The organism is Bacillus sp. B4EP4a (assembly GCF_006680105.1).
GTDB lineage: Bacteria > Bacillota > Bacilli > Bacillales > DSM-1321 > Peribacillus > Peribacillus simplex_E.
Genome location: NZ_VHIK01000030.1, coordinates 1 through 18015, shown reverse-complemented (window position 1 = coordinate 18015; position 18015 = coordinate 1). Strand labels below are relative to the sequence as shown.

At 40.6% G+C, this 18015-nt stretch carries 20 protein-coding genes and 11 tRNA genes; 29 read left to right on the top strand and 2 right to left on the bottom strand.

Annotated features, from left to right (window positions below; all coding sequences use genetic code 11):
* Positions 1-227: 227 nt before the first annotated feature.
* From cshA to FNK51_RS16305, 3 genes are all read left to right on the top strand, one after another.
* Complete coding sequence (cshA, locus tag FNK51_RS16315) at positions 228-1727, top strand: degradosome RNA helicase CshA (protein WP_181762276.1); 1500 nt, start codon at positions 228-230, stop codon at positions 1725-1727.
* A gap of 215 nt (positions 1728-1942) precedes the next feature.
* A complete protein-coding gene (locus tag FNK51_RS16310; protein ID WP_141994009.1) occupies positions 1943-2416 on the top strand; it encodes a PH domain-containing protein in 474 nt (157 codons plus the stop codon).
* On the top strand, positions 2409-3878 hold the full coding sequence (locus FNK51_RS16305; RefSeq protein ID WP_181762275.1) for a PH domain-containing protein: 1470 nt from the start codon (positions 2409-2411) through the stop codon (positions 3876-3878). The genes FNK51_RS16310 and FNK51_RS16305 overlap by 8 nt, the downstream gene beginning before the upstream one ends.
* Positions 3879-3899: 21 nt before the next feature.
* Here the strand turns inward: FNK51_RS16305 and FNK51_RS16300 are convergent, their stop codons facing one another.
* The gene (locus FNK51_RS16300) at positions 3900-4490 is read right to left on the bottom strand and encodes a rhomboid family intramembrane serine protease (RefSeq protein WP_144553806.1); all 591 of its coding nucleotides are present in this window, start codon (positions 4488-4490) and stop codon (positions 3900-3902) included.
* Positions 4491-4598: 108 nt separating this feature from the next.
* Here FNK51_RS16300 and acpS point away from each other — a divergent pair, with 108 nt between their 5' ends.
* The 14 genes from acpS to FNK51_RS16230 all read left to right on the top strand — a co-directional run bounded on the left by acpS (position 4599) and on the right by FNK51_RS16230 (position 15945).
* Positions 4599-4949: a holo-ACP synthase gene (gene acpS / locus FNK51_RS16295; RefSeq protein WP_053537119.1), complete on the top strand. Its 351-nt coding sequence runs from the start codon at positions 4599-4601 to the stop codon at positions 4947-4949.
* A 244-nt stretch (positions 4950-5193) separates the two neighbouring features.
* Entirely contained in the window at positions 5194-6198 is a 1005-nt protein-coding gene (locus tag FNK51_RS16290; RefSeq protein ID WP_141994007.1) for a LolA family protein, read from the top strand.
* Positions 6199-6420: 222 nt separating this feature from the next.
* Positions 6421-7605, top strand: a complete 1185-nt coding sequence (alr, locus tag FNK51_RS16285; protein WP_286178744.1) for an alanine racemase — start codon at positions 6421-6423, stop codon at positions 7603-7605.
* Between the two features lie 160 nt (positions 7606-7765).
* Positions 7766-8047: a CopG family ribbon-helix-helix protein gene (locus FNK51_RS16280; protein ID WP_034306380.1), complete on the top strand. Its 282-nt coding sequence runs from the start codon at positions 7766-7768 to the stop codon at positions 8045-8047.
* A 7-nt stretch (positions 8048-8054) separates the two neighbouring features.
* Positions 8055-8405: a type II toxin-antitoxin system PemK/MazF family toxin gene (locus FNK51_RS16275; RefSeq protein ID WP_034306610.1), complete on the top strand. Its 351-nt coding sequence runs from the start codon at positions 8055-8057 to the stop codon at positions 8403-8405.
* Between the two features lie 416 nt (positions 8406-8821).
* On the top strand, positions 8822-9649 hold the full coding sequence (locus FNK51_RS16270) for an RsbT co-antagonist protein RsbRA (protein WP_048682050.1): 828 nt from the start codon (positions 8822-8824) through the stop codon (positions 9647-9649).
* Positions 9650-9651: 2 nt separating this feature from the next.
* Positions 9652-10008, top strand: coding sequence for an STAS domain-containing protein (locus tag FNK51_RS16265; protein WP_076373142.1), 357 nt, complete (start codon positions 9652-9654; stop codon positions 10006-10008).
* Positions 10009-10011: 3 nt separating this feature from the next.
* The gene (locus tag FNK51_RS16260; protein WP_048682056.1) at positions 10012-10413 is read left to right on the top strand and encodes an anti-sigma regulatory factor; all 402 of its coding nucleotides are present in this window, start codon (positions 10012-10014) and stop codon (positions 10411-10413) included.
* 9 nt (positions 10414-10422) lie between these two features.
* Positions 10423-11433, top strand: a complete 1011-nt coding sequence (locus tag FNK51_RS16255; RefSeq protein ID WP_141994006.1) for a PP2C family protein-serine/threonine phosphatase — start codon at positions 10423-10425, stop codon at positions 11431-11433.
* A 59-nt stretch (positions 11434-11492) separates the two neighbouring features.
* Complete coding sequence (locus FNK51_RS16250; protein WP_098372176.1) at positions 11493-11825, top strand: anti-sigma factor antagonist; 333 nt, start codon at positions 11493-11495, stop codon at positions 11823-11825.
* Complete coding sequence (gene rsbW, locus FNK51_RS16245; protein ID WP_141994005.1) at positions 11822-12295, top strand: anti-sigma B factor RsbW; 474 nt, start codon at positions 11822-11824, stop codon at positions 12293-12295. The genes FNK51_RS16250 and rsbW overlap by 4 nt, the downstream gene beginning before the upstream one ends.
* Positions 12273-13061, top strand: coding sequence for an RNA polymerase sigma factor SigB (sigB, locus tag FNK51_RS16240; RefSeq protein WP_034306363.1), 789 nt, complete (start codon positions 12273-12275; stop codon positions 13059-13061). Before rsbW ends, sigB begins: the two co-directional genes overlap by 23 nt.
* Positions 13058-13669: a PP2C family serine/threonine-protein phosphatase gene (locus FNK51_RS16235; protein ID WP_286177109.1), complete on the top strand. Its 612-nt coding sequence runs from the start codon at positions 13058-13060 to the stop codon at positions 13667-13669. The genes sigB and FNK51_RS16235 overlap by 4 nt, the downstream gene beginning before the upstream one ends.
* A gap of 92 nt (positions 13670-13761) precedes the next feature.
* Positions 13762-15945, top strand: coding sequence for a Tex family protein (locus FNK51_RS16230; protein ID WP_098372178.1), 2184 nt, complete (start codon positions 13762-13764; stop codon positions 15943-15945).
* A 75-nt stretch (positions 15946-16020) separates the two neighbouring features.
* Here the strand turns inward: FNK51_RS16230 and cmpA are convergent, their stop codons facing one another.
* Positions 16021-16140 carry a cortex morphogenetic protein CmpA gene (gene cmpA / locus FNK51_RS16225; RefSeq protein ID WP_098372179.1) on the bottom strand — a complete coding sequence of 40 codons (120 nt, stop codon included), beginning with the start codon at positions 16138-16140 and terminating at the stop codon, positions 16021-16023.
* Between the two features lie 83 nt (positions 16141-16223).
* Between cmpA and FNK51_RS16220 the strand changes: the two genes are divergently transcribed.
* The 12 genes from FNK51_RS16220 to FNK51_RS16165 all read left to right on the top strand — a co-directional run bounded on the left by FNK51_RS16220 (position 16224) and on the right by FNK51_RS16165 (position 17951).
* Positions 16224-16688 carry a SprT family protein gene (locus FNK51_RS16220; protein WP_098372180.1) on the top strand — a complete coding sequence of 155 codons (465 nt, stop codon included), beginning with the start codon at positions 16224-16226 and terminating at the stop codon, positions 16686-16688.
* A gap of 146 nt (positions 16689-16834) precedes the next feature.
* Positions 16835-16909 (top strand) — tRNA-Asn (locus FNK51_RS16215).
* Positions 16910-16915: 6 nt separating this feature from the next.
* Positions 16916-17006 (top strand) — tRNA-Ser (locus FNK51_RS16210).
* A gap of 18 nt (positions 17007-17024) precedes the next feature.
* Positions 17025-17096, top strand: a tRNA-Glu gene (locus FNK51_RS16205).
* A gap of 25 nt (positions 17097-17121) precedes the next feature.
* A tRNA-Asp gene (locus tag FNK51_RS16200) sits at positions 17122-17197 on the top strand.
* Between the two features lie 77 nt (positions 17198-17274).
* A tRNA-Gln gene (locus FNK51_RS16195) sits at positions 17275-17349 on the top strand.
* Positions 17350-17358: 9 nt separating this feature from the next.
* Positions 17359-17434, top strand: a tRNA-Lys gene (locus FNK51_RS16190).
* A gap of 9 nt (positions 17435-17443) precedes the next feature.
* Positions 17444-17525 (top strand) — tRNA-Leu (locus FNK51_RS16185).
* Positions 17526-17583: 58 nt separating this feature from the next.
* A tRNA-Leu gene (locus FNK51_RS16180) sits at positions 17584-17669 on the top strand.
* An 18-nt stretch (positions 17670-17687) separates the two neighbouring features.
* A tRNA-Arg gene (locus FNK51_RS16175) sits at positions 17688-17764 on the top strand.
* Positions 17765-17771: 7 nt separating this feature from the next.
* Positions 17772-17848, top strand: a tRNA-Pro gene (locus FNK51_RS16170).
* Between the two features lie 29 nt (positions 17849-17877).
* Positions 17878-17951, top strand: a tRNA-Gly gene (locus tag FNK51_RS16165).
* The last annotated feature ends 64 nt before the right edge of the window (positions 17952-18015 follow it).

Sequence of the window (18015 nt, the reverse complement as noted above, 5' to 3'; positions counted from 1 at the left end):
AGTTAAAAATGCCGGTGAATGTCCGTACTGGTATATTTCCTTTTTAAAAAATCATATTGAGTTCATTTGAACTAAAAGGCAGACATACTTTTAGGTGATAATGATAAACTTTTTATAAGAGATAAAGAAGAACATCCGTCATGATGATGAGGATTTGAACTAAAACATCTGTGCATGATCCATGAATGCACGTGTAAATTTACGATATAAAAAGGAGTACGAAAACATTGACATTGTTTAGCGAATTAGGATTAGATAGAACGTCCATGAAATCAATAGAAAAAATGGGATTTGAAGAAGCGAGCCCGATTCAATCCCAAACGATACCTCTAGCACTTGAAGGTAAAGATATCATTGGTCAAGCGCAAACGGGAACAGGTAAAACAGCGGCATTCGGTATTCCATTGATGGAAAACATCGATATTAATAACGAAAACGTGCAAGGGATTGTCATTGCACCTACACGTGAGCTTGCGATTCAAGTTTCCGAGGAACTTTTCAAGCTTGGTTACGGAAAACGCGCTCGTGTACTTGCAGTTTATGGTGGACAAGACATCGACCGTCAAATCCGTGCTTTAAAGAAAAAACCACATATTATCGTTGGTACGCCTGGTCGTCTTTTAGACCATATCAAACGTAAAAATATTAAATTAGGCGGAGTTCACACTGTAGTTCTTGATGAAGCGGATGAAATGCTTAACATGGGATTCATTGAGGATATCGAATTGATCCTTTCAACTGTTCCTGACGAAAGGCAAACATTGCTTTTCTCAGCTACAATGCCTGATCCAATCCGTAAAATTGCTGAAAGATTCATGCAGGAACCCGTTCTTGTACGTGTAAAAGCAAAAGAAATGACAGTGGATCGTATCGAACAATATTACTTGGAGTTAAAAGAAAGTGAAAAATTCGATACACTTGCACGCCTTTTCGATATTCAAACACCGGATCTTGCCATCGTCTTCGGACGTACGAAACGCCGTGTCGATGAATTGGCATCTGCATTGAATATCCGCGGTTATATGGCTGAAGGCATTCATGGTGACCTTAGTCAGGCAAAACGCCTTTCTGTATTGAAAAAGTTTAAAGACGGCAGCATCGATGTACTCGTTGCTACTGATGTGGCTGCACGTGGACTTGATATTTCCGGCGTTACTCACGTATACAACTTTGATATCCCTCAAGATCCGGAAAGCTACGTTCACCGTATTGGACGTACAGGACGTGCGGGTAAACATGGTATTGCCATTACGTTTGTAACACCAAGAGAAAGAGGCCAACTGCATGCAGTTGAACATACAACGAAAAAACGTATGGAGAAACTTAAGACTCCTACGTTAACTGAAGCGTTGGAAGGTCAACAAAAAGCAGTAACGGAAAAAATCCTTAATACGATCGAGAATGAGGATTTAACTTTATACCTTGGTCAAGCGGAAGAATTATTACAAAAACATAGTGCAGCGGATTTAGTTGCAGCTATGCTTAAATCAATGACAAAAGAACCGGATCAAACGCCTATCAAGTTAACGGAAGAATCTCCATCTCCAATGCGTCGCAATCGCGGAGGAAGCAGTTCTTCTAGTAACAGACAACGCAATGGCCGCAGTTCTTCAGGCAGAAAAGATTACGGTAGCGGATCAAGTAAACGCCCGAGCACGAACCGTAAATCGAATGGTTACGGAAACCGCAGCACAAGCCAAAAAAGAGAAAAAACAAATAAGATTTAATTGAATTGGAAATGCCGCTCATTTGAGCGGCATTTTTTTGTGTGCATCTTCATAATTCATATGGTTTCTGAATGGCTGACGGTTGATGGATGGACTGCTCAAAGCATTGTTTGAAAAGGGGTTAATTTCCAGCAATTAATTATAGTATAATGGATGAAAGCGAAGGATGGAGGATGAGGTTCATTAAAATTACCTGTCCGGAAGAGGAGAAGCACATGGAACCTGAAAATCGTATATCGAATAAGGCCTTGACTGTATGGAAAATCAGTGGTCTTATAAGCTGTTCAATAACTTGGATTATAAGCATCGCCGTACTCGTGCTTACAATCATTTTTGATTGGACATATTGGGTGTTTGGAGCGTTGATCATGATTTCGATAATCCAATCCTATCTGGCCATTTTTCTGATTCCATCGGTGAAATGGAAGAGATGGCGTTACGAAGTAAGAAATACCGAAATTGATATCCAAAGTGGTATTTTCGTCATTAAAAGAACACTCATACCCATGATTAGGGTTCAGCATGTTGAAACGAAGCAAGGGCCATTATTAAGGAAATACGATTTAGCCTCCGTTGAAATTTCAACTGCAGCGACCCTTCATGTCATCCCTGCCCTGGACCTAGCAGAGGCAGATGAATTGCGGCACTATATTTCCAGGATGGCAAGTGTGGAGGAAGAAGATGTTTGAACCTAAAAGGCTGCACCCCATAGCTGTATTGCTTAACATTATAAAATCGATTAAGGAGTTAGTCATCCCTTTTTTGTTAGTGGTCGTCATTCCTGGGAAGAATGAAGGAATTCCTGAATGGATACAACCGCTGGTCATAGCCATTATTATACTTTTTATTATAGGTAATGCATTCCTTCAATGGTTACGCTTTACATATCGCGTGGAAGAGGGAGAATTCAGAATTGAGTCCGGGGTATTCGTAAGGAAGAAACGGTATATAAAGTTTGATCGGATTCATAGCATAGATATTTCAGAGGGCATCATCCAGCGGATATTCAGCCTGGTGAAGTTGAATATTGAAACGGCAGGCGGGTCTCAGGCTGATGCCGTATTATCAGCTATAAGCAAAAGTGATGCAGATCGAATCAATGCTTTTATTAGTGAGGAAAAAAATGCGAATAATCCTTTTGATATAGATAAAGATGAAGTAGCGGATAATGATTATGCTGCAAAATCGTCTTCTGTTTTTAAGCAGACGCTGCCGCAACTATTCGTTATGGCTGCCACTTCGGGAGCGGTAGGTGTCTTCCTATCTGGAGCAATCGCATTTATTTCACAGTTCGATGAAATGATACCTTTTGAGAGGATATTTAAGGATTATGAAGATTTTATTGAAATGGGGACCATCATTCTGACCTTGTTTGCCCTAGTTGCTTTATTGGTGGTTTATGTACTGGCCACATTAAGCATGGTAATTAAATATGCTTCCTTTACCGTGATAAAAACGGATGAGGAAATCGTTATTTCCAGAGGGCTTCTCGAGAAAAGACAGCTGACAATCCCTATCCATAAAATACAAGGTATTCGGATCATGGAGAATTTGATTCGAAAGCCATTGGGATTGGCGACGGTTTATATTGAGTATGCGGGAGGCAGTGTGGAAGATAAAGAAAGTCTATCGATCATGCTGTTCCCTTTAATCAGGAAGAAGCATTTACATGAAAAAATCCTGGAAATTTTACCGGTTTATGAAACAACCACTGAGATGACACCGATACCTAAGCGTGCACTTTCCCGGTATTTGTTTCGTAAGTTTCTATACCTCATCCCGATCATAGGTGCCTTGGTATGGTTTTTCAGACCTTGGGGTTATCTTTCCCTTTTGTTTGTACCGTTGGCGATTTTTTGGGCTTACATGCAATATAGGGATGCAGGATGGAGCATAGAAGGGAATTTGTTGCTATTGAGCAGCCGTTTTGTCTCAAAGCAAACATTAATCATGCAGAGAAGCAGAATTCAATCAATCACATATAAAAAAAGTTGGTTTCAGAATCGAAAAGAATTAGCTACGATTTCAGCATCGATTAAATCAGGAATCACTTCCAGGGTCGGCGTGGTTGCTGATGTGGAAGAAAAGGATTGCCTAATAATTAAATCATGGTATTTACCTAAAAAAAGCAGTCGACTCCCAATGATTTAAAGGAAGAGTCGGCTGTTTGTCCTACCATTTTTTTCTTAAGTATAATGGAGCTGTTAAAAAGCCGGTTGCCAGTCCAGCCAAATGACCGACAACGTTGATCTGCGGTTGAATGAAAGTCATGATAACGGCAATTCCGGTCAGTGTATATACTGTATTTCTTTCGTTGTTCGTAAAATTGGTTTTATTGAACAGGACAAGATATAGAAAGAATCCGAGTAAACCAAAAATTGCTCCGCTAGCACCTACGTGGTTATATGTCAGTGGGTTAATTAGGAAGGTTGCGATATTGGCAAGGAGCCCTGTCGATAAAAAGAAGATTGAAAACTTGACGGTGCCAAGTAATTTCTCTAGGAATGGACCAAAGATGGCAAGGGAGAATCCATTAAACAGTAAATGTGTAAACGTGCTATGTAGAAAGATGGGGGTGATTAAACGCCACCATTGTCCATCAGCGATGTATAAGTTAACACCTGTGCCATAATAAAAGAGTACATTGCCGGGAAATGTGGGGAAAAGGACGAGAACGAATACAATCATCATAATGAGTATGAGCACAGTTACAGCTCGATATGAATTTGCGTATTCGCGGAAGCCTTCTGTTCTTGTAAACATAAATTCCTCCTTATTATCGTTTTTAATTAGATACAATATTATCATTTTCAGGTAAAAGAGTCCTCCTAATGATATGCAACCTATTAAATGAATAGAAGAGGTGTCAAAGTGATTAAAGGTATAGGCGTGGACATTACTGAGTTGGATAGAATGGAAACATTGATTAATCGGCAACCCCGTTTAAAGGAGCGTATATTAACAGAAAGTGAAATCTTGATTTTCGAAAAGTTAAATGGAAGAAGGAAGGTCGAGTATTTTGCTGGGCGTTTTGCGGCAAAGGAGGCTTTTTCAAAAGCGAACGGTACAGGGATCGGTAAGCACTTATCCTTTTTGGATATTGAAATCATCTCGGATGATAAAGGAAAGCCGGTGATTTCGAAGCCGTTTTCTGAAGGGGTCCATCTTTCGATTAGCCACAGCAGGGATTATGCGGTTGCGCAAGTCGTAATCGAAGGGTGAATGGAGTTTTGTCCAATCGGGTCATAAACCTTAAGGTTGTCTCATATACATTTAGTGCTATAGGGAGACAAGGCCCGGTAAAAGGTACATGGCAGAGTAGGTGCTCTCGAAAAGTTTTTAGTCGGATCTTAGAATTAGTCCGTGTCTAAAATACTGAGGAATCTAAGACATCAGTCGAGCCAATGTCCGGATCCTGCCTTTTCCTCTCCCTTTTACGTTCAAATGACAAAAAGGGGTTGAAAAGATGAAGAAGATGGTAATGCTTTTTGCAGGGATCATGCTCTTGCTTGCTCTTTCTGCTTGCGGCCAAAAATCACAGAGTGACGTAGTGAGTGAATTGAATGAGAAGCTTGGCGAAATGAAAGGATATAAAGCTAACGCGAAGATGACATTAAAGATGGGGACGGAACCTCAAGTGTATAATGTGGAGATTTGGCATAAGGACCCCTCTTTTTACCGCGTGAATCTGAAAAATGAAGAGAAGGATCAAAGCCAGATGATATTGAAAAATGATGATGGTGTATATGTTTTGACGCCAGCTTTGAATAAAAGTTTTAAATTTCAAAGCGAGTGGCCGGAGAACAGCAGTCAGGCCTATTTGTTCGAGTCGTTGGTGAAAGACATTACGGAAGATAAAAGTGCGACATATAAAGAAACGGATAAACATTATGTCTTTGAAACGAAAACGCGCTACCAAAACAATAAAATGTTGCCATATCAAGAGATTACTATAAACAAAAAGGATTTATCTCCAGTCAGTGTGAAAGTTATGGACCCCGATAAGACTGCATTGGTTCTTGTTGAATTCTCAAAAGTTAAATTCGATACGACTTTTGATAAAGATTCATTTGATATGAAGAAAAATATGACAAGTGCACAACTTGAAGCTCCTGTTATGGCAGAAGTCCAAAATGAGGGGTTTGCGGTGAAATACCCTGAAAATATTGGTGATATGAATTTAACGGAAGAAAAAGAAATTACGACGGATAAGGGAGAACGAGTCGTTTTGACCTATGAGGGTACAAAAAGTTTTACATTGGTACAGGAAAAAGCTGAGGTGGTTCAAACATCCGTTTCGACGAATGTGAATGGAGAACCGGTTGATTTGGGTTATACTGTCGGAGCCATGACAGGAAATACGATTGCATGGACTTTTGAAGGTGTCGATTATATGCTTGCATCAAAGGATCTGAAACAGGAAGAAATGATAGAAGTCGCCCGTTCGGTTGGGGAAGATCCAGTCAAATAGGATTACATAACAAGCTGATGTTTCCCGTCTCCTTATGAAGGTTTCTTCTAGGTAGGATAGGCGGGGAAGCAGCTTGTTGACATTTTTAATCCTTCCATTTGATTTAGGCTGGCAGCTGGGTAAATTAGAATCAAGGTGAAAAAGCACTTTATATTTCTAGCGGTTGGTTATAGAATGGTCCTATAATGAAACGAAAACTTCGCTACTGGGAAGAATCTTATTGTGAGTGTAGGAAAGAAGGAAAAGGTCTTGGAAACGAAAACATTTCATCGAGATACATGGTCAGAAGTAAATTTGGATAATATTTTTGAAAATATTTCTTCAATGAAAAAAAGTTTAAGAAAAGGTGTTAGTCTTTTCGCTGTCGTTAAAGCGAATGCTTATGGACACGGGGACTATGAAGTGGCTAAAACGGCGCTTGAAGCGGGGGCAGATTTTTTAAGTGTCGCTTTTTTGGATGAAGCTCTCGCCTTGCGGAAAAAGGGAATATTGGCTCCGATTCTTGTACTTGGGGCATCGAGGCCTGAAAGTGCAGCGCTTGCTGCCGAGTATGGGATTTCCTTGACGGTTTTCGATGTAGCATGGTTGGAGAAGGCAAAGGATTTGTTGAAACCGGGACAAGTTTTGCAAATCCATGTAAAAGTGGATAGCGGCATGGGGAGAATCGGCATTCGAGATAAAGGCCAACTCATGAAAGTGGAAAGTTTGCTTGAAAGGGAAGCTTGTTTCAATTTCCAAGGGATATTCACTCATTTCGCGACGGCGGATGAAATAAAGACTGACTTTTATGAAGCGCAGCTTGCTTTCTTTAAAGGGATGCTTTCCGAATTGACCAGAAAGCCGGAATATGTTCATGCAGCCAATAGTGCAGCTTCTTTAAGGTTCACCGATCCTGAATGGAATGCAATAAGAATGGGGATTTCCATGTATGGTTTGAGTCCTTCCATGGAGATGAAGCCGATATTGCCATTTCCATTAAAACAGGCTATATCATTGAGAACGAAGATGGTCGCGGTTAAACAGCTTGCCAAGGGTGAAAGCGTTAGTTATGGGGCGACTTATACGGCTGAAGGTGATGAATGGATTGGGACTTTGCCAATCGGTTATGCTGACGGCTGGATCCGTAAGCTGCAAGGTCAGGAAGTTCTTGTGGATGGAAAAAGAGTGCCCATAGTCGGAAGGATTTGCATGGATCAATGCATGATCAAGCTTCCTGGACCATACCCTGTAGGAACAGAGGTTACATTAATGGGGAATGATGGGGATGAATCAATTACTGTCGATGAGATAGCGGCAAAACTGGAGACGATCAACTATGAAGTAACATGTATGATAGGAGCAAGAGTGCCCCGCATATATATTAAAGACAATCAGGTGAATCATGTACGCAATTTCATCCTGGAATGACCGGATTGTAAAAAAATCCTAAGATTGTGAATAAGATTTCCTTTATTATGCTGATAATAAGATTTAGAATAGAATATACTCTTTGCAGATAGGCAATTTAATGGTAATATTGAAAAGGATATATAATAAAGGTGTGTAGTGATGGTGGAGGTGTATGTTTGTGTCTGAATCCAGCGCAACAAGAGAGATATTAATTCGATTACCTCAAAATTTTTTAACAGAGTTAGATGGGTATGCGAGTGAGGAAAATGTGAATCGCAGTGAATTTATTTATCGTGCCACAAAAATGTATCTTCGCGAACGTAAAAAGAAAGAGTTTCGTGAATCGATGAAACGCGGTTATATTGAAATGGCGGCCATTAATTTGACGATTGCTTCTGAAGCCTTCCAGGCTGAATTCGAGGCTGGTCATTGCGTTGAACGATTAGTTAGCGGAGGCTGAGCCATTGATTGTTGTTAAGCGTGGTGACGTATACTTCGCAGACCTTTCCCCGGTGGTTGGTTCAGAGCAGGGTGGGACCCGTCCGGTACTAATTTTACAAAACGATATTGGTAATCGCTTTAGTCCGACTGTGATCGTGGCAGCCATTACAGCTCAAATTCAAAAAGCGAAATTGCCTACACATGTTGAGATTAATGCAAAAAAGTACGGATTCGAGCGGGATTCCGTCATTTTATTAGAACAGATCCGGACCATTGATAAGCAGCGTTTAACTGATAAAATTACGCATCTTGACGAACCGATGATGCAAAAAGTCAATGAAGCTTTGCAAATTAGTTTAGGCCTCATTGAGTTTTAAAGAAAATTTTTCCCGTTAAACCGGGCGTTATTATAATACAAATCATTCTTTATGCTATTTTAGATGACACGATTCCTCCAAATGTGGGAATCGTGTTTTTTTTGTGAAATAACATGAATATTTGTCCAAAAAGTATCAGCAGGAAATATGAAAAAATTGACGAATAAAAACATTATACAGTTAGATATTGGATCGAACGTTCATTGTTTTTTATAGTATCTCCCTAACTTTTCTTTAATTGATGTTTTTCTTACCTGAATTTTGGGTATGTAGTTATGTTGTAAATACCTAAAAAAAGCAAAAGTGTAGTGGGGAAACTCGAAGAATATCCAAAATGGGAATAAGATTACAGTTAGTTAACATCCTTGTGACGAGGACAGGGAAACATAGCGATTGTGTTAGAATGGGAGGATATTATGAATCAATTGGTTTACGATTTTATTAAGCAAAATCAAGATTACATCCTTACTGAGTGGATGGGCATCATGAAGGAAAGTACGGACGAAAGATTAATTAAAGTCGTCTCAGATCGAATGTTCACGCAAACGAGCAGTGAATTTATAGATATGATCATCACGAACGTTGATAGTAAAAACAAGGAATTCACATTGAAGCTTTCTGATTTTGCCGAGAAAGTCGTCCAATTGGGATGGCCTCTTACTTTCGTCAATGAAGGACTTCATAAATTCACTTTAATTGTCATTAATGGCATGGTGGAAAAGGGTCTGGTTACTCCTGATAATCAAGTCAACCTTGTTAACCATTTGGATAAATGGGCCACACCGATAAATAATGAAATAGTCAATATATATACTCAAACTTGGGAAAGAACGGTTTCCATGCAAAAAATAGCGTTGCAAGAACTTTCGGCTCCGCTCATTCCTGTATTGGAAGGCATTACTGTAATGCCGCTGATTGGTACGATTGATACGGAACGTGCCAAACAGATAATGGAAAACCTGTTGACTGGCGTGGTTAAGCATAGATCTGAAGTTGTACTTATTGATATAACGGGCGTGCCGGTCGTGGATACCATGGTTGCCCATCATATCATTCAAGCTGCGGAAGCGGTTCGATTGGTGGGCGCCAAATGTATACTTTGCGGCATCCGCCCTGAAATAGCCCAAACCATCGTTAATCTTGGAATTAATTTAAATGAAGTGATTACAAAAAATACGTTGAAAAAAGGAATAGAAGTTGCGTTGGAATTAACGAGCCGTAAGATCGTAAAGGTGGAGGGATAAGTATGAGGATTCCGATATTAAAGCTTTATGACTGCTTGTTAGTCTCTATACAGTGGGAATTGGATGATGTGACAGCCCTTCAATTTCAAGAGGATTTACTGCATAAGATTCATGAAACAAGCGCAAATGGCGTTGTTATAGATATTACCTCAATAGATTTTATTGATTCTTTTATCGCAAAGGTATTAGGCGATGTCTTTAGCATGTCTAAGCTTATGGGGGCCAAAGTTGTAATTACGGGGATCCAGCCAGCTGTTGCAATAACATTAATTGAACTGGGAATTAGTCTAGAAGATGTTCTGACAGCATTAGACTTAGAGAAAGGCCTGGAGAAATTACAACAGGAATTGGGGGATTAAAGAATGGAGTTCCAATCCTGCGTAAAAATCATAAATGAATGGGACATCGTAGCTGCAAGGCAGCTCGGAAGAAATGTCGCTAAAGAGTTGGGGTTCGGTACTGTAGACCAGGCCAGGATCACGACGGCCATTAGCGAATTGGCCCGAAACATATACCTATATGCTGGACAAGGCAGTGTTAGCATAGAAAAGCTAAATATAAATGGGAAGTCAGGATTGAAAATCATTGCAGAGGACCAAGGGCCGGGAATTGAGGATATCCGCAGAGTCATGGAAGATGGATATACCACCTCGGGGGGACTGGGCGCAGGCCTTCCTGGAGCCAAACGTTTAATGGATGACTTTGATATCGAATCGATACCAGGTGAAGGGACTAAGATTATCGCTACGAAATGGCTCCGTTAGGGGGGGACTATGGACATTAGGGAGAACATGGAGAAAAAGTATCATGAGGCGCTTTCTACTTATCTTAAAGACCAAAATGAGCAGGCACTCTACCAAGGGCAAAAGATTAGCCGCCTACATATCAAATACAATATATCTCCAGAAGAAATCATCAGTATGCATAAAAATAACTTGATGGAACTTTACCCGGAATTACCGGGAAAAGTATTGGATTCTTTCGATTTTCTGCTGGAAGTCATGATGGGCTACGGCATTGCATACCGTGAACATCAAAGCCTTAGACATCAGCAGCAGGAACTGAAAACGGAAATCGAGATAGCGGCAAACGTTCAACATACTCTTTTGGAAACGAAAATTCCTGATATCAAAGCTCTTGAAATTGGAGTGATCAGTGTTCCGGCTAGGCAGATGAACGGGGATTACTATCACTTCGTCCAAGATGAAAATGAGCGGATAGGGGTAGGGATAGCAGATGTCATTGGAAAAGGGATCCCTGCTGCATTGTGCATGTCGATGATCAAATATGCGATGGACAGTCTTCCGGAGCATCGTCATGAACCGAATAGTGTGCTTGAGAGTTTGAACCGTGTTGTGGAGCATAATGTGGATCCAAGCATGTTCATAACCATGTTCTATGGCTTATATGATCCGCATGACAGGCAATTTTCCTATGCTTCAGCCGGACATGAACCTGGTTTTTACTATGACGCCGCAACGGGTACTTTTAGCGATTTGGATGCAAAGGGCTTGTTGCTTGGAGTTGATAAAAAAACAAGGTATCGCCAATATGAAAAAACGGTGAATCATGGAGACATGATCATTTTATTATCTGACGGAGTAACGGAGTGCCGGACGAATGATGGGTTCATAGAAAGGGAAACACTTATTGGTTTCATTAAAAAGAATATGCATTTGCAAGCCCAGGAAATGGTGAATAATATATATAAACAATTGGAGAAAATGCAGAACTTCCAACTGAGGGATGATTTTACATTAATAATTTTAAAATCAAATGTTTAGTATCTTTTCTGCTGGGTATAGATATAGGAATGAAGAGGATTTGAAGAGGTGGGTCATTGATGAATATAACTGTAGATGTTAATGAATTAAATTCTGAATTTATTGTAAAACTGAAAGGTGAAATCGATGCATATACTGCACCGAAATTAAGAGAATCACTATTTCCGATTTCGGAGCAGGATAATGTTTCGATTACTATTGATTTAACTGAAGTTTCTTATATGGATAGTACGGGACTTGGGGTGTTTGTCGGTGCTTTTAAAAGCGTAAGGGCACATAATGGCGAATTCACTTTAGTTGGCTTATCAGAAAGGTTACGACGTTTATTTGATATAACAGGTCTTGCAGATATCATTGATATAAAAAGTGGTACAGAGGGTGGGTTAGAATGAGTCAAGTATATGATTACATCGAAATGAAATTACCTGCAAAACCAGAATTCATCGGTGTCATTCGTTTAACGCTTTCTGGGATAGGAAGCCGGATGGGATTCGCGTATGATGAAATTGAGGATTTGAAAATCGCTACAAGTGAAGCTTGTACAAATGCGGTACAGCATGCATATAAGGATTCTGAAAAAGGTGAAGTGAAAGTAAGTTTCGGCCTTTATCCTGACCGCTTGGAGGTCATGGTTTCTGATAGTGGTAAGAGCTGTAATTTCGAAGAGGTTCGACAAGGAATCGGTCCATACGAAAATGGACAAAAAGTCGAACTTTTGAGAGAAGGAGGCTTGGGTCTTTACCTTATTGAAACTCTAATGGATGATGTGAAAATTCATCAGCATGATGGGGTTACAGTATTTATGACTAAGTTTTTAGAAGGAGAGCAGGTGGAGATGGATGCAAAAACAGTCTCAACCTAACCAGGCACAAAGAGAACAGGTAAATGAATGGATTAGAGCTTACCAGCAGAATCAAGATGAGGAAGCACAGAGCAATCTAGTCATCCATTATAAAAGTTTGGTTGAAACAATCTCCCGTAAATATGCGAAAGGGAAATCATTTCAGGAGGATATCTCCCAAGTCGGCATGATTGGTTTGTTAGGTGCCATTCGACGATATGATGAATCTTTCGGTAAGAGCTTTGAGGCATTTGCTGTCCCTACTATAATCGGCGAAATCAAAAGGTTCCTGCGTGACAAAACATGGAGTGTCCATGTGCCAAGGAGAATTAAGGAACTTGGTCCGAAAATCAGGGTGACTGTCGAGGAATTAACTACAACTCTGCATCGTTCACCAAGAATAGATGAAATAGCCGATAGTATAGGTGTGACTGAAGAAGAAGTTTTAGAGGCGATGGAAATGGGAAAAAGCTATCAAGCTTTATCCGTGGATCATTCTATTGAGGCGGATTCTGATGGCGGTACTGTCACATTGCTTGATATATTCGGGAATGTCGATGAAGGTTTTGAAAAGGTCAATCAGAGACTTGTACTTGAAAAGGTGCTGCATGTGCTGAGTGACCGTGAAAAGATGATCATTCAACATACTTATTTAGAGAATTTAAGTCAGAAAGAAGCGGGCGATAAACTTGGGATTTCCCAAATGCATGTGTCAAGGCTCCAACGCCGCGCGATCAAGAAACTTCAAGAAGCCATTAATGCTGAAAACTCGGAGTTAATTCAGTGATCAAAGATATTCTGAGGGGAGAAAAAATAGAAGTCCTTGTCTCTCAATCGTCTAAAAACGGGATGGTTTATTGTGGTGATGATTACTTTTTTCTTCATACGAAAGAATACTTTGTCTGTGTACTGGCAGATGGTCTGGGCAGCGGGAAAAATGCATACGATTCCTCCCATGCCGTCATCGAGGAAGTTAAACGTAATCATGAGTTGGATGTCGAATCACTAATGGCAGTGTGCAATCAAGTTTTAATCGATAAACGTGGAGCAGCCGTTTCCATTTTGAAGATTTTTTATGACAAGAATGAATTTGTATACAGTTCAGTTGGTAACATCCGCTTTTTCCTGTATAATCCAAGTGACGATAAACTCGTTTACCCTTTACCTGTTACAGGGTATTTATCAGGAAGGAAACAAAAATACAGGACGCAGAGATACAAATATGAACCAAATGCAAAATTCATTCTTCATTCCGATGGTTTAGAACTTAAGGGAGCTAAAACTTTTTTGAAAAGGCTGGTCCCTATCGATAAGAACGCCCAAAGCATATTAAAAAGCAGTCCATTAACTGCAGATGATACAACTTTCATTTTAGGAAGCTTACTTTCGCCGTAATTCGGAAGTGAGCTTTTTTGTATGGAATTCGCAACTTCATCTCTCATTTGCTAGACTATATATATCAGATCAAAACGTTGGAGGTAAACATAATGATCGTTGTAGAAGATACATTAAAAGAATTGATTAAACAAATATCAAATGAGCTAACTTTGAAAAATCATCAAGTCCAAAACGTCATACAGATGCTTCAAGAGGGTAATACTGTCCCCTTTATTGCGCGGTATAGAAAAGAAATGACGGGTTCACTTGATGAAGTGCAGATTCGTTCCATTATGGAAAGATGGAACTATTTAGAAAACCTTGGCCAGAGGAAAGCGGAAGTTACGCGTTCGATTGGTGAACAGGGGAAATTGACGGAAGAATTAACAAGACAAATCGAAAAAGCGACAAAACTGCAGGAAGTCGAGGATTTATACAGGCCATTCAAACAAAAAAGGAGAACGAAAGCAACAGTCGCTAAAGAAAAGGGTCTTGAACCATTGGCTAATTGGCTTTTGGAATGTCAATTGCATGCTCGGGTTAGCGAAAAAGCTGCAGAATTCATATCGGCAGAAAAAGAAGTTTCATCTATTGAAGAGGCTATTACGGGAGCGCAGGATATCATAGCTGAACATATTTCCGATGATGCAGAATTAAGGAAGTGGATAAGGGCTGAAATTTTCAAAGCTGGAAAAGTGGTTTCAACTGTGAAAAATGAAGAGAAGGACGAGAAAAAAATCTTCGAGATGTACTATGAATATGAGGAGCCGGTTCAAAGAATCGTACCACATCGGGTGTTGGCGCTGAATAGAGGTGAAAAGGAAGAGGTTTTACGAATCTCCATTCATCCTCGGACTGAAATCATCATTGGTCATCTGGAACGGAAAATCATTAAAAACAACAAATCTGAAGCCCAAGTTGTTCTTAAATCTGCGATTGAGGATGGACTCAAACGTTTGATAATGCCTTCTGTAGAACGGGAAATCAGAAAAGAGCTGACGGAAAAAGCTGAGGATCAAGCTATCCATATTTTTTCTGAAAACCTCCGGAACCTGCTCTTGCAGCCCCCTCTTAAAGGGAAAGTGGTCCTAGCCTTAGATCCGGCATATCGGACTGGGTGTAAGTTGGCTGTCATCGATGAAACCGGAAAGGTACTCGATATCAGTGTAATCTATCCACATCCTCCTGCTGCGAAGCTTAATGCTGCCCGTGAAAAAACGATCGAAATACTTCAGCGGTTCTCGGTTGAGATCGTGGCAATCGGCAATGGTACCGCATCGCGTGAATCAGAGCAATTCATCGCAGATATTATAAAAGAAGTGAAAGGGAACATTTCATATATAATTGTTAATGAAGCGGGAGCCAGCGTGTATTCAGCCTCGGATATAGCCCGTGAAGAGTTTCCGGATCTTCAAGTAGAACAGAGAAGCGCAGTTTCGATAGGCAGGAGGCTTCAAGATCCCCTTGCCGAACTTGTTAAAATTGACCCCCAATCCGTGGGGGTAGGTCAGTATCAACATGATGTGTCCCAGAAAAAGTTAACGGAATCCCTCACCTTTGTAGTGGAAACAGCTGTTAACCAAGTGGGAGTGAATGTCAATACCGCTTCATCGTCTCTATTACAATATGTAGCTGGTTTATCAAAATCGGTTGCTCAAAATATTGTGAAGAAAAGGGAAGAGGAAGGGAAGTTTTCAAGCAGGAAGCAATTAAAGAAAATTCCCCGGCTTGGTGCCAAAACATATGAACAATGTATAGGGTTCTTACGTATCATTAATGGAGATGAACCTTTGGATCAAACCGCGATACACCCTGAGAACTATAGTGCAGTGAATAAATTATTAAAGAAAATGGGATTTACATCTGAGGATTTAGGCAGTGATGCATTGAATGAAGAGTTAGGTAAACTAAATCCGGCTGATTTGGTCGATGAATTGGAAATTGGGGAAATTACGATTAAAGATATCATAGATGATTTGATGAAACCGGGAAGAGATCCTCGTGATGAATTATCAAAACCACTGCTTAAGCAGGATGTACTAAAAATGGAGGATCTGCAAACTGGGATGGAATTACAAGGTACAGTGAGGAATGTTGTGGATTTCGGTGCGTTTGTGGACATCGGTGTCAAACAGGATGGTCTGGTGCATATTTCCAAACTGAGCAACCGGTTTGTAAAACACCCATTGGATGTAGTTGCCGTTGGGGATGTTGTGACGGTTTGGGTCGAACTGGTTGACCCCAAAAAGCAAAGGGTATCTTTAACGATGCTCGAGCCAAAGGATCAAAACTAGCCTATGGTAAACTCCTTCTATATTAGAAGGGGTTTTTTTTGAAGCGATGTATTTATATTTGGAGCACAGTTGAATCTATACCCTGAGACTTTCTTTCTTTTGATAAAAAAACCAACATTGATTCAACATCTTCACTTGATAATAATCCTTTTCATAAAAGGCTTTGCGGATTTGATTCTGGAACCAATTAGGCATAGCTTTTCCTCCCTTAGTTTCCTATTGTATTATTAGTCTATGTTATAATGGGTTGTCATGTTACCAAAGAAAGGGAGGGGGAAATGGATAATCGGCAATTGCAAAAACTAGTAGAAGAAATTTCGATGAAAGACTTTAAAAAGGCCTTTAGACACGAAGCCAGTTTTAATCCGCGTCTCCGAACAACAGGAGGACGATACTTGCTCCGTTCACACAATATAGAAATCAATAAGAAGTATCTTGATGAACGCGGTGTGGAAGAAATGATTGGAATCATTAAGCATGAATTGTGTCATTATCATTTGCACATCGAGAAGAAAGGGTACCAGCATCGTGATGCGGACTTTAAGCATTTACTCAAAAAAGTGGGGGCACCAAGATTTTGCGAGCCGCTGCCATCTAACCAATTAAAGAAAAAGATGAATACTATTCAATATAAATGTGAAGACTGTCAGCAGGTATATATAAGAAAAAAACGAATCGACACTACCCGTTTCGTGTGTGGTAAATGTCGTGGATCATTGATTTACCAAGGGTTTAAGGAGTGAATAACAAAAATATAAAAAAACACAAAAGAACTCTTGACTTTAAGTTGTAACCTCTTTATAATCATAAGAGTCGACAAGATAACAACTTGTCTTAACGACAAACACTAAGGTCCTTGAGCGTGAAAAAGGAACCCAATTTTCATTATTCCGCAGTAGCTCAGTGGTAGAGCATTCGGCTGTTAACCGAACGGTCGTAGGTTCGAGTCCTACCTGCGGAGCCATTTTTTGGGGAAGTACTCAAGAGGCTGAAGAGGCGCCCCTGCTAAGGGTGTAGGTCGCGTAAGCGGCGCGAGGGTTCAAATCCCTCCTTCTCCGCCAGTTGCATATTTTAATCAAGGCCCATTGGTCAAGCGGTTAAGACACCGCCCTTTCACGGCGGTAACACGGGTTCGAATCCCGTATGGGTCACTTTCATATACATGATCATAATGCTGGTCCCGTGGTGTAGCGGTTAACATGCCTGCCTGTCACGCAGGAGATCGCGGGTTCGATTCCCGTCGGGACCGCCATTTTTTAAAAAAACACTTGCTAAAATAATATTATCGTGATATAATATTATCCTGGCTGTTAATTAGTAATTGTTTATTGGGCTATAGCCAAGCGGTAAGGCAACGGATTTTGATTCCGTCATGCGAAGGTTCGATCCCTTCTAGCCCAGCCATTTTATTTAGAGCCATTAGCTCAGTTGGTAGAGCATCTGACTTTTAATCAGAGGGTCGAAGGTTCGAATCCTTCATGGCTCACCATTTATTTTCGCGGGTGTGGCGGAATTGGCAGACGCACCAGACTTAGGATCTGGCGCCGCAAGGCGTGGGGGTTCAAGTCCCTTCACCCGCACTGATATTTTCTTCTTGACATCAAGTTGAAAAGGTGTTAAACTTACAAAGTCGCTTTCGCGGTCGTGGCGGAATGGCAGACGCGCTAGGTTGAGGGCCTAGTGGGGGAAACCCCGTGGAGGTTCGACTCCTCTCGGCCGCACCAATAACATCATAGAAATTAGCGCCCGTAGCTCAATTGGATAGAGCATCTGACTACGAATCAGAAGGTTGTAGGTTCGACTCCCGCCGGGCGCACCATATTTTACGGGAAGTAGCTCAGCTTGGTAGAGCACTTGGTTTGGGACCAAGGGGTCGCAGGTTCGAATCCTGTCTTCCCGACCATTCTTTCTTAAAATATTTCAAAATTAAATGCGGGTGTAGTTTAGTGGTAAAACCTCAGCCTTCCAAGCTGATGATGAGAGTTCGATTCTCTTCACCCGCTCCATTATTGCTCTTTGAAAACTGAACAAAACAAAGCGCCAACGTTAAATTTTAAGTGAGCACACACT

Bases quoted from the DNA above. Each gene is read 5' to 3' on its own strand.
- FNK51_RS16230 (WP_098372178.1), top strand. From the start codon at position 13,762: ATGATCGTTGTAGAAGATACATTAAAAGAATTGATTAAACAAATATCA.
- sigB (WP_034306363.1), top strand. From the start codon at position 12,273: ATGCAAAAACAGTCTCAACCTAACCAGGCACAAAGAGAACAGGTAAAT.
- FNK51_RS16250 (WP_098372176.1), top strand. From the start codon at position 11,493: ATGAATATAACTGTAGATGTTAATGAATTAAATTCTGAATTTATTGTA.
- FNK51_RS16305 (WP_181762275.1), top strand. From the start codon at position 2,409: ATGTTTGAACCTAAAAGGCTGCACCCCATAGCTGTATTGCTTAACATT.
- FNK51_RS16310 (WP_141994009.1), top strand. From the start codon at position 1,943: ATGGAACCTGAAAATCGTATATCGAATAAGGCCTTGACTGTATGGAAA.
- rsbW (WP_141994005.1), top strand. From the start codon at position 11,822: ATGAGTCAAGTATATGATTACATCGAAATGAAATTACCTGCAAAACCA.
- FNK51_RS16220 (WP_098372180.1), top strand. From the start codon at position 16,224: ATGGATAATCGGCAATTGCAAAAACTAGTAGAAGAAATTTCGATGAAA.
- FNK51_RS16270 (WP_048682050.1), top strand. From the start codon at position 8,822: ATGAATCAATTGGTTTACGATTTTATTAAGCAAAATCAAGATTACATC.
- FNK51_RS16290 (WP_141994007.1), top strand. From the start codon at position 5,194: ATGAAGAAGATGGTAATGCTTTTTGCAGGGATCATGCTCTTGCTTGCT.
- FNK51_RS16300 (WP_144553806.1), bottom strand. From the start codon at position 4,490: ATGTTTACAAGAACAGAAGGCTTCCGCGAATACGCAAATTCATATCGA.
- FNK51_RS16260 (WP_048682056.1), top strand. From the start codon at position 10,012: ATGGAGTTCCAATCCTGCGTAAAAATCATAAATGAATGGGACATCGTA.
- FNK51_RS16265 (WP_076373142.1), top strand. From the start codon at position 9,652: ATGAGGATTCCGATATTAAAGCTTTATGACTGCTTGTTAGTCTCTATA.
- FNK51_RS16255 (WP_141994006.1), top strand. From the start codon at position 10,423: ATGGACATTAGGGAGAACATGGAGAAAAAGTATCATGAGGCGCTTTCT.
- cmpA (WP_098372179.1), bottom strand. From the start codon at position 16,140: ATGCCTAATTGGTTCCAGAATCAAATCCGCAAAGCCTTTTATGAAAAG.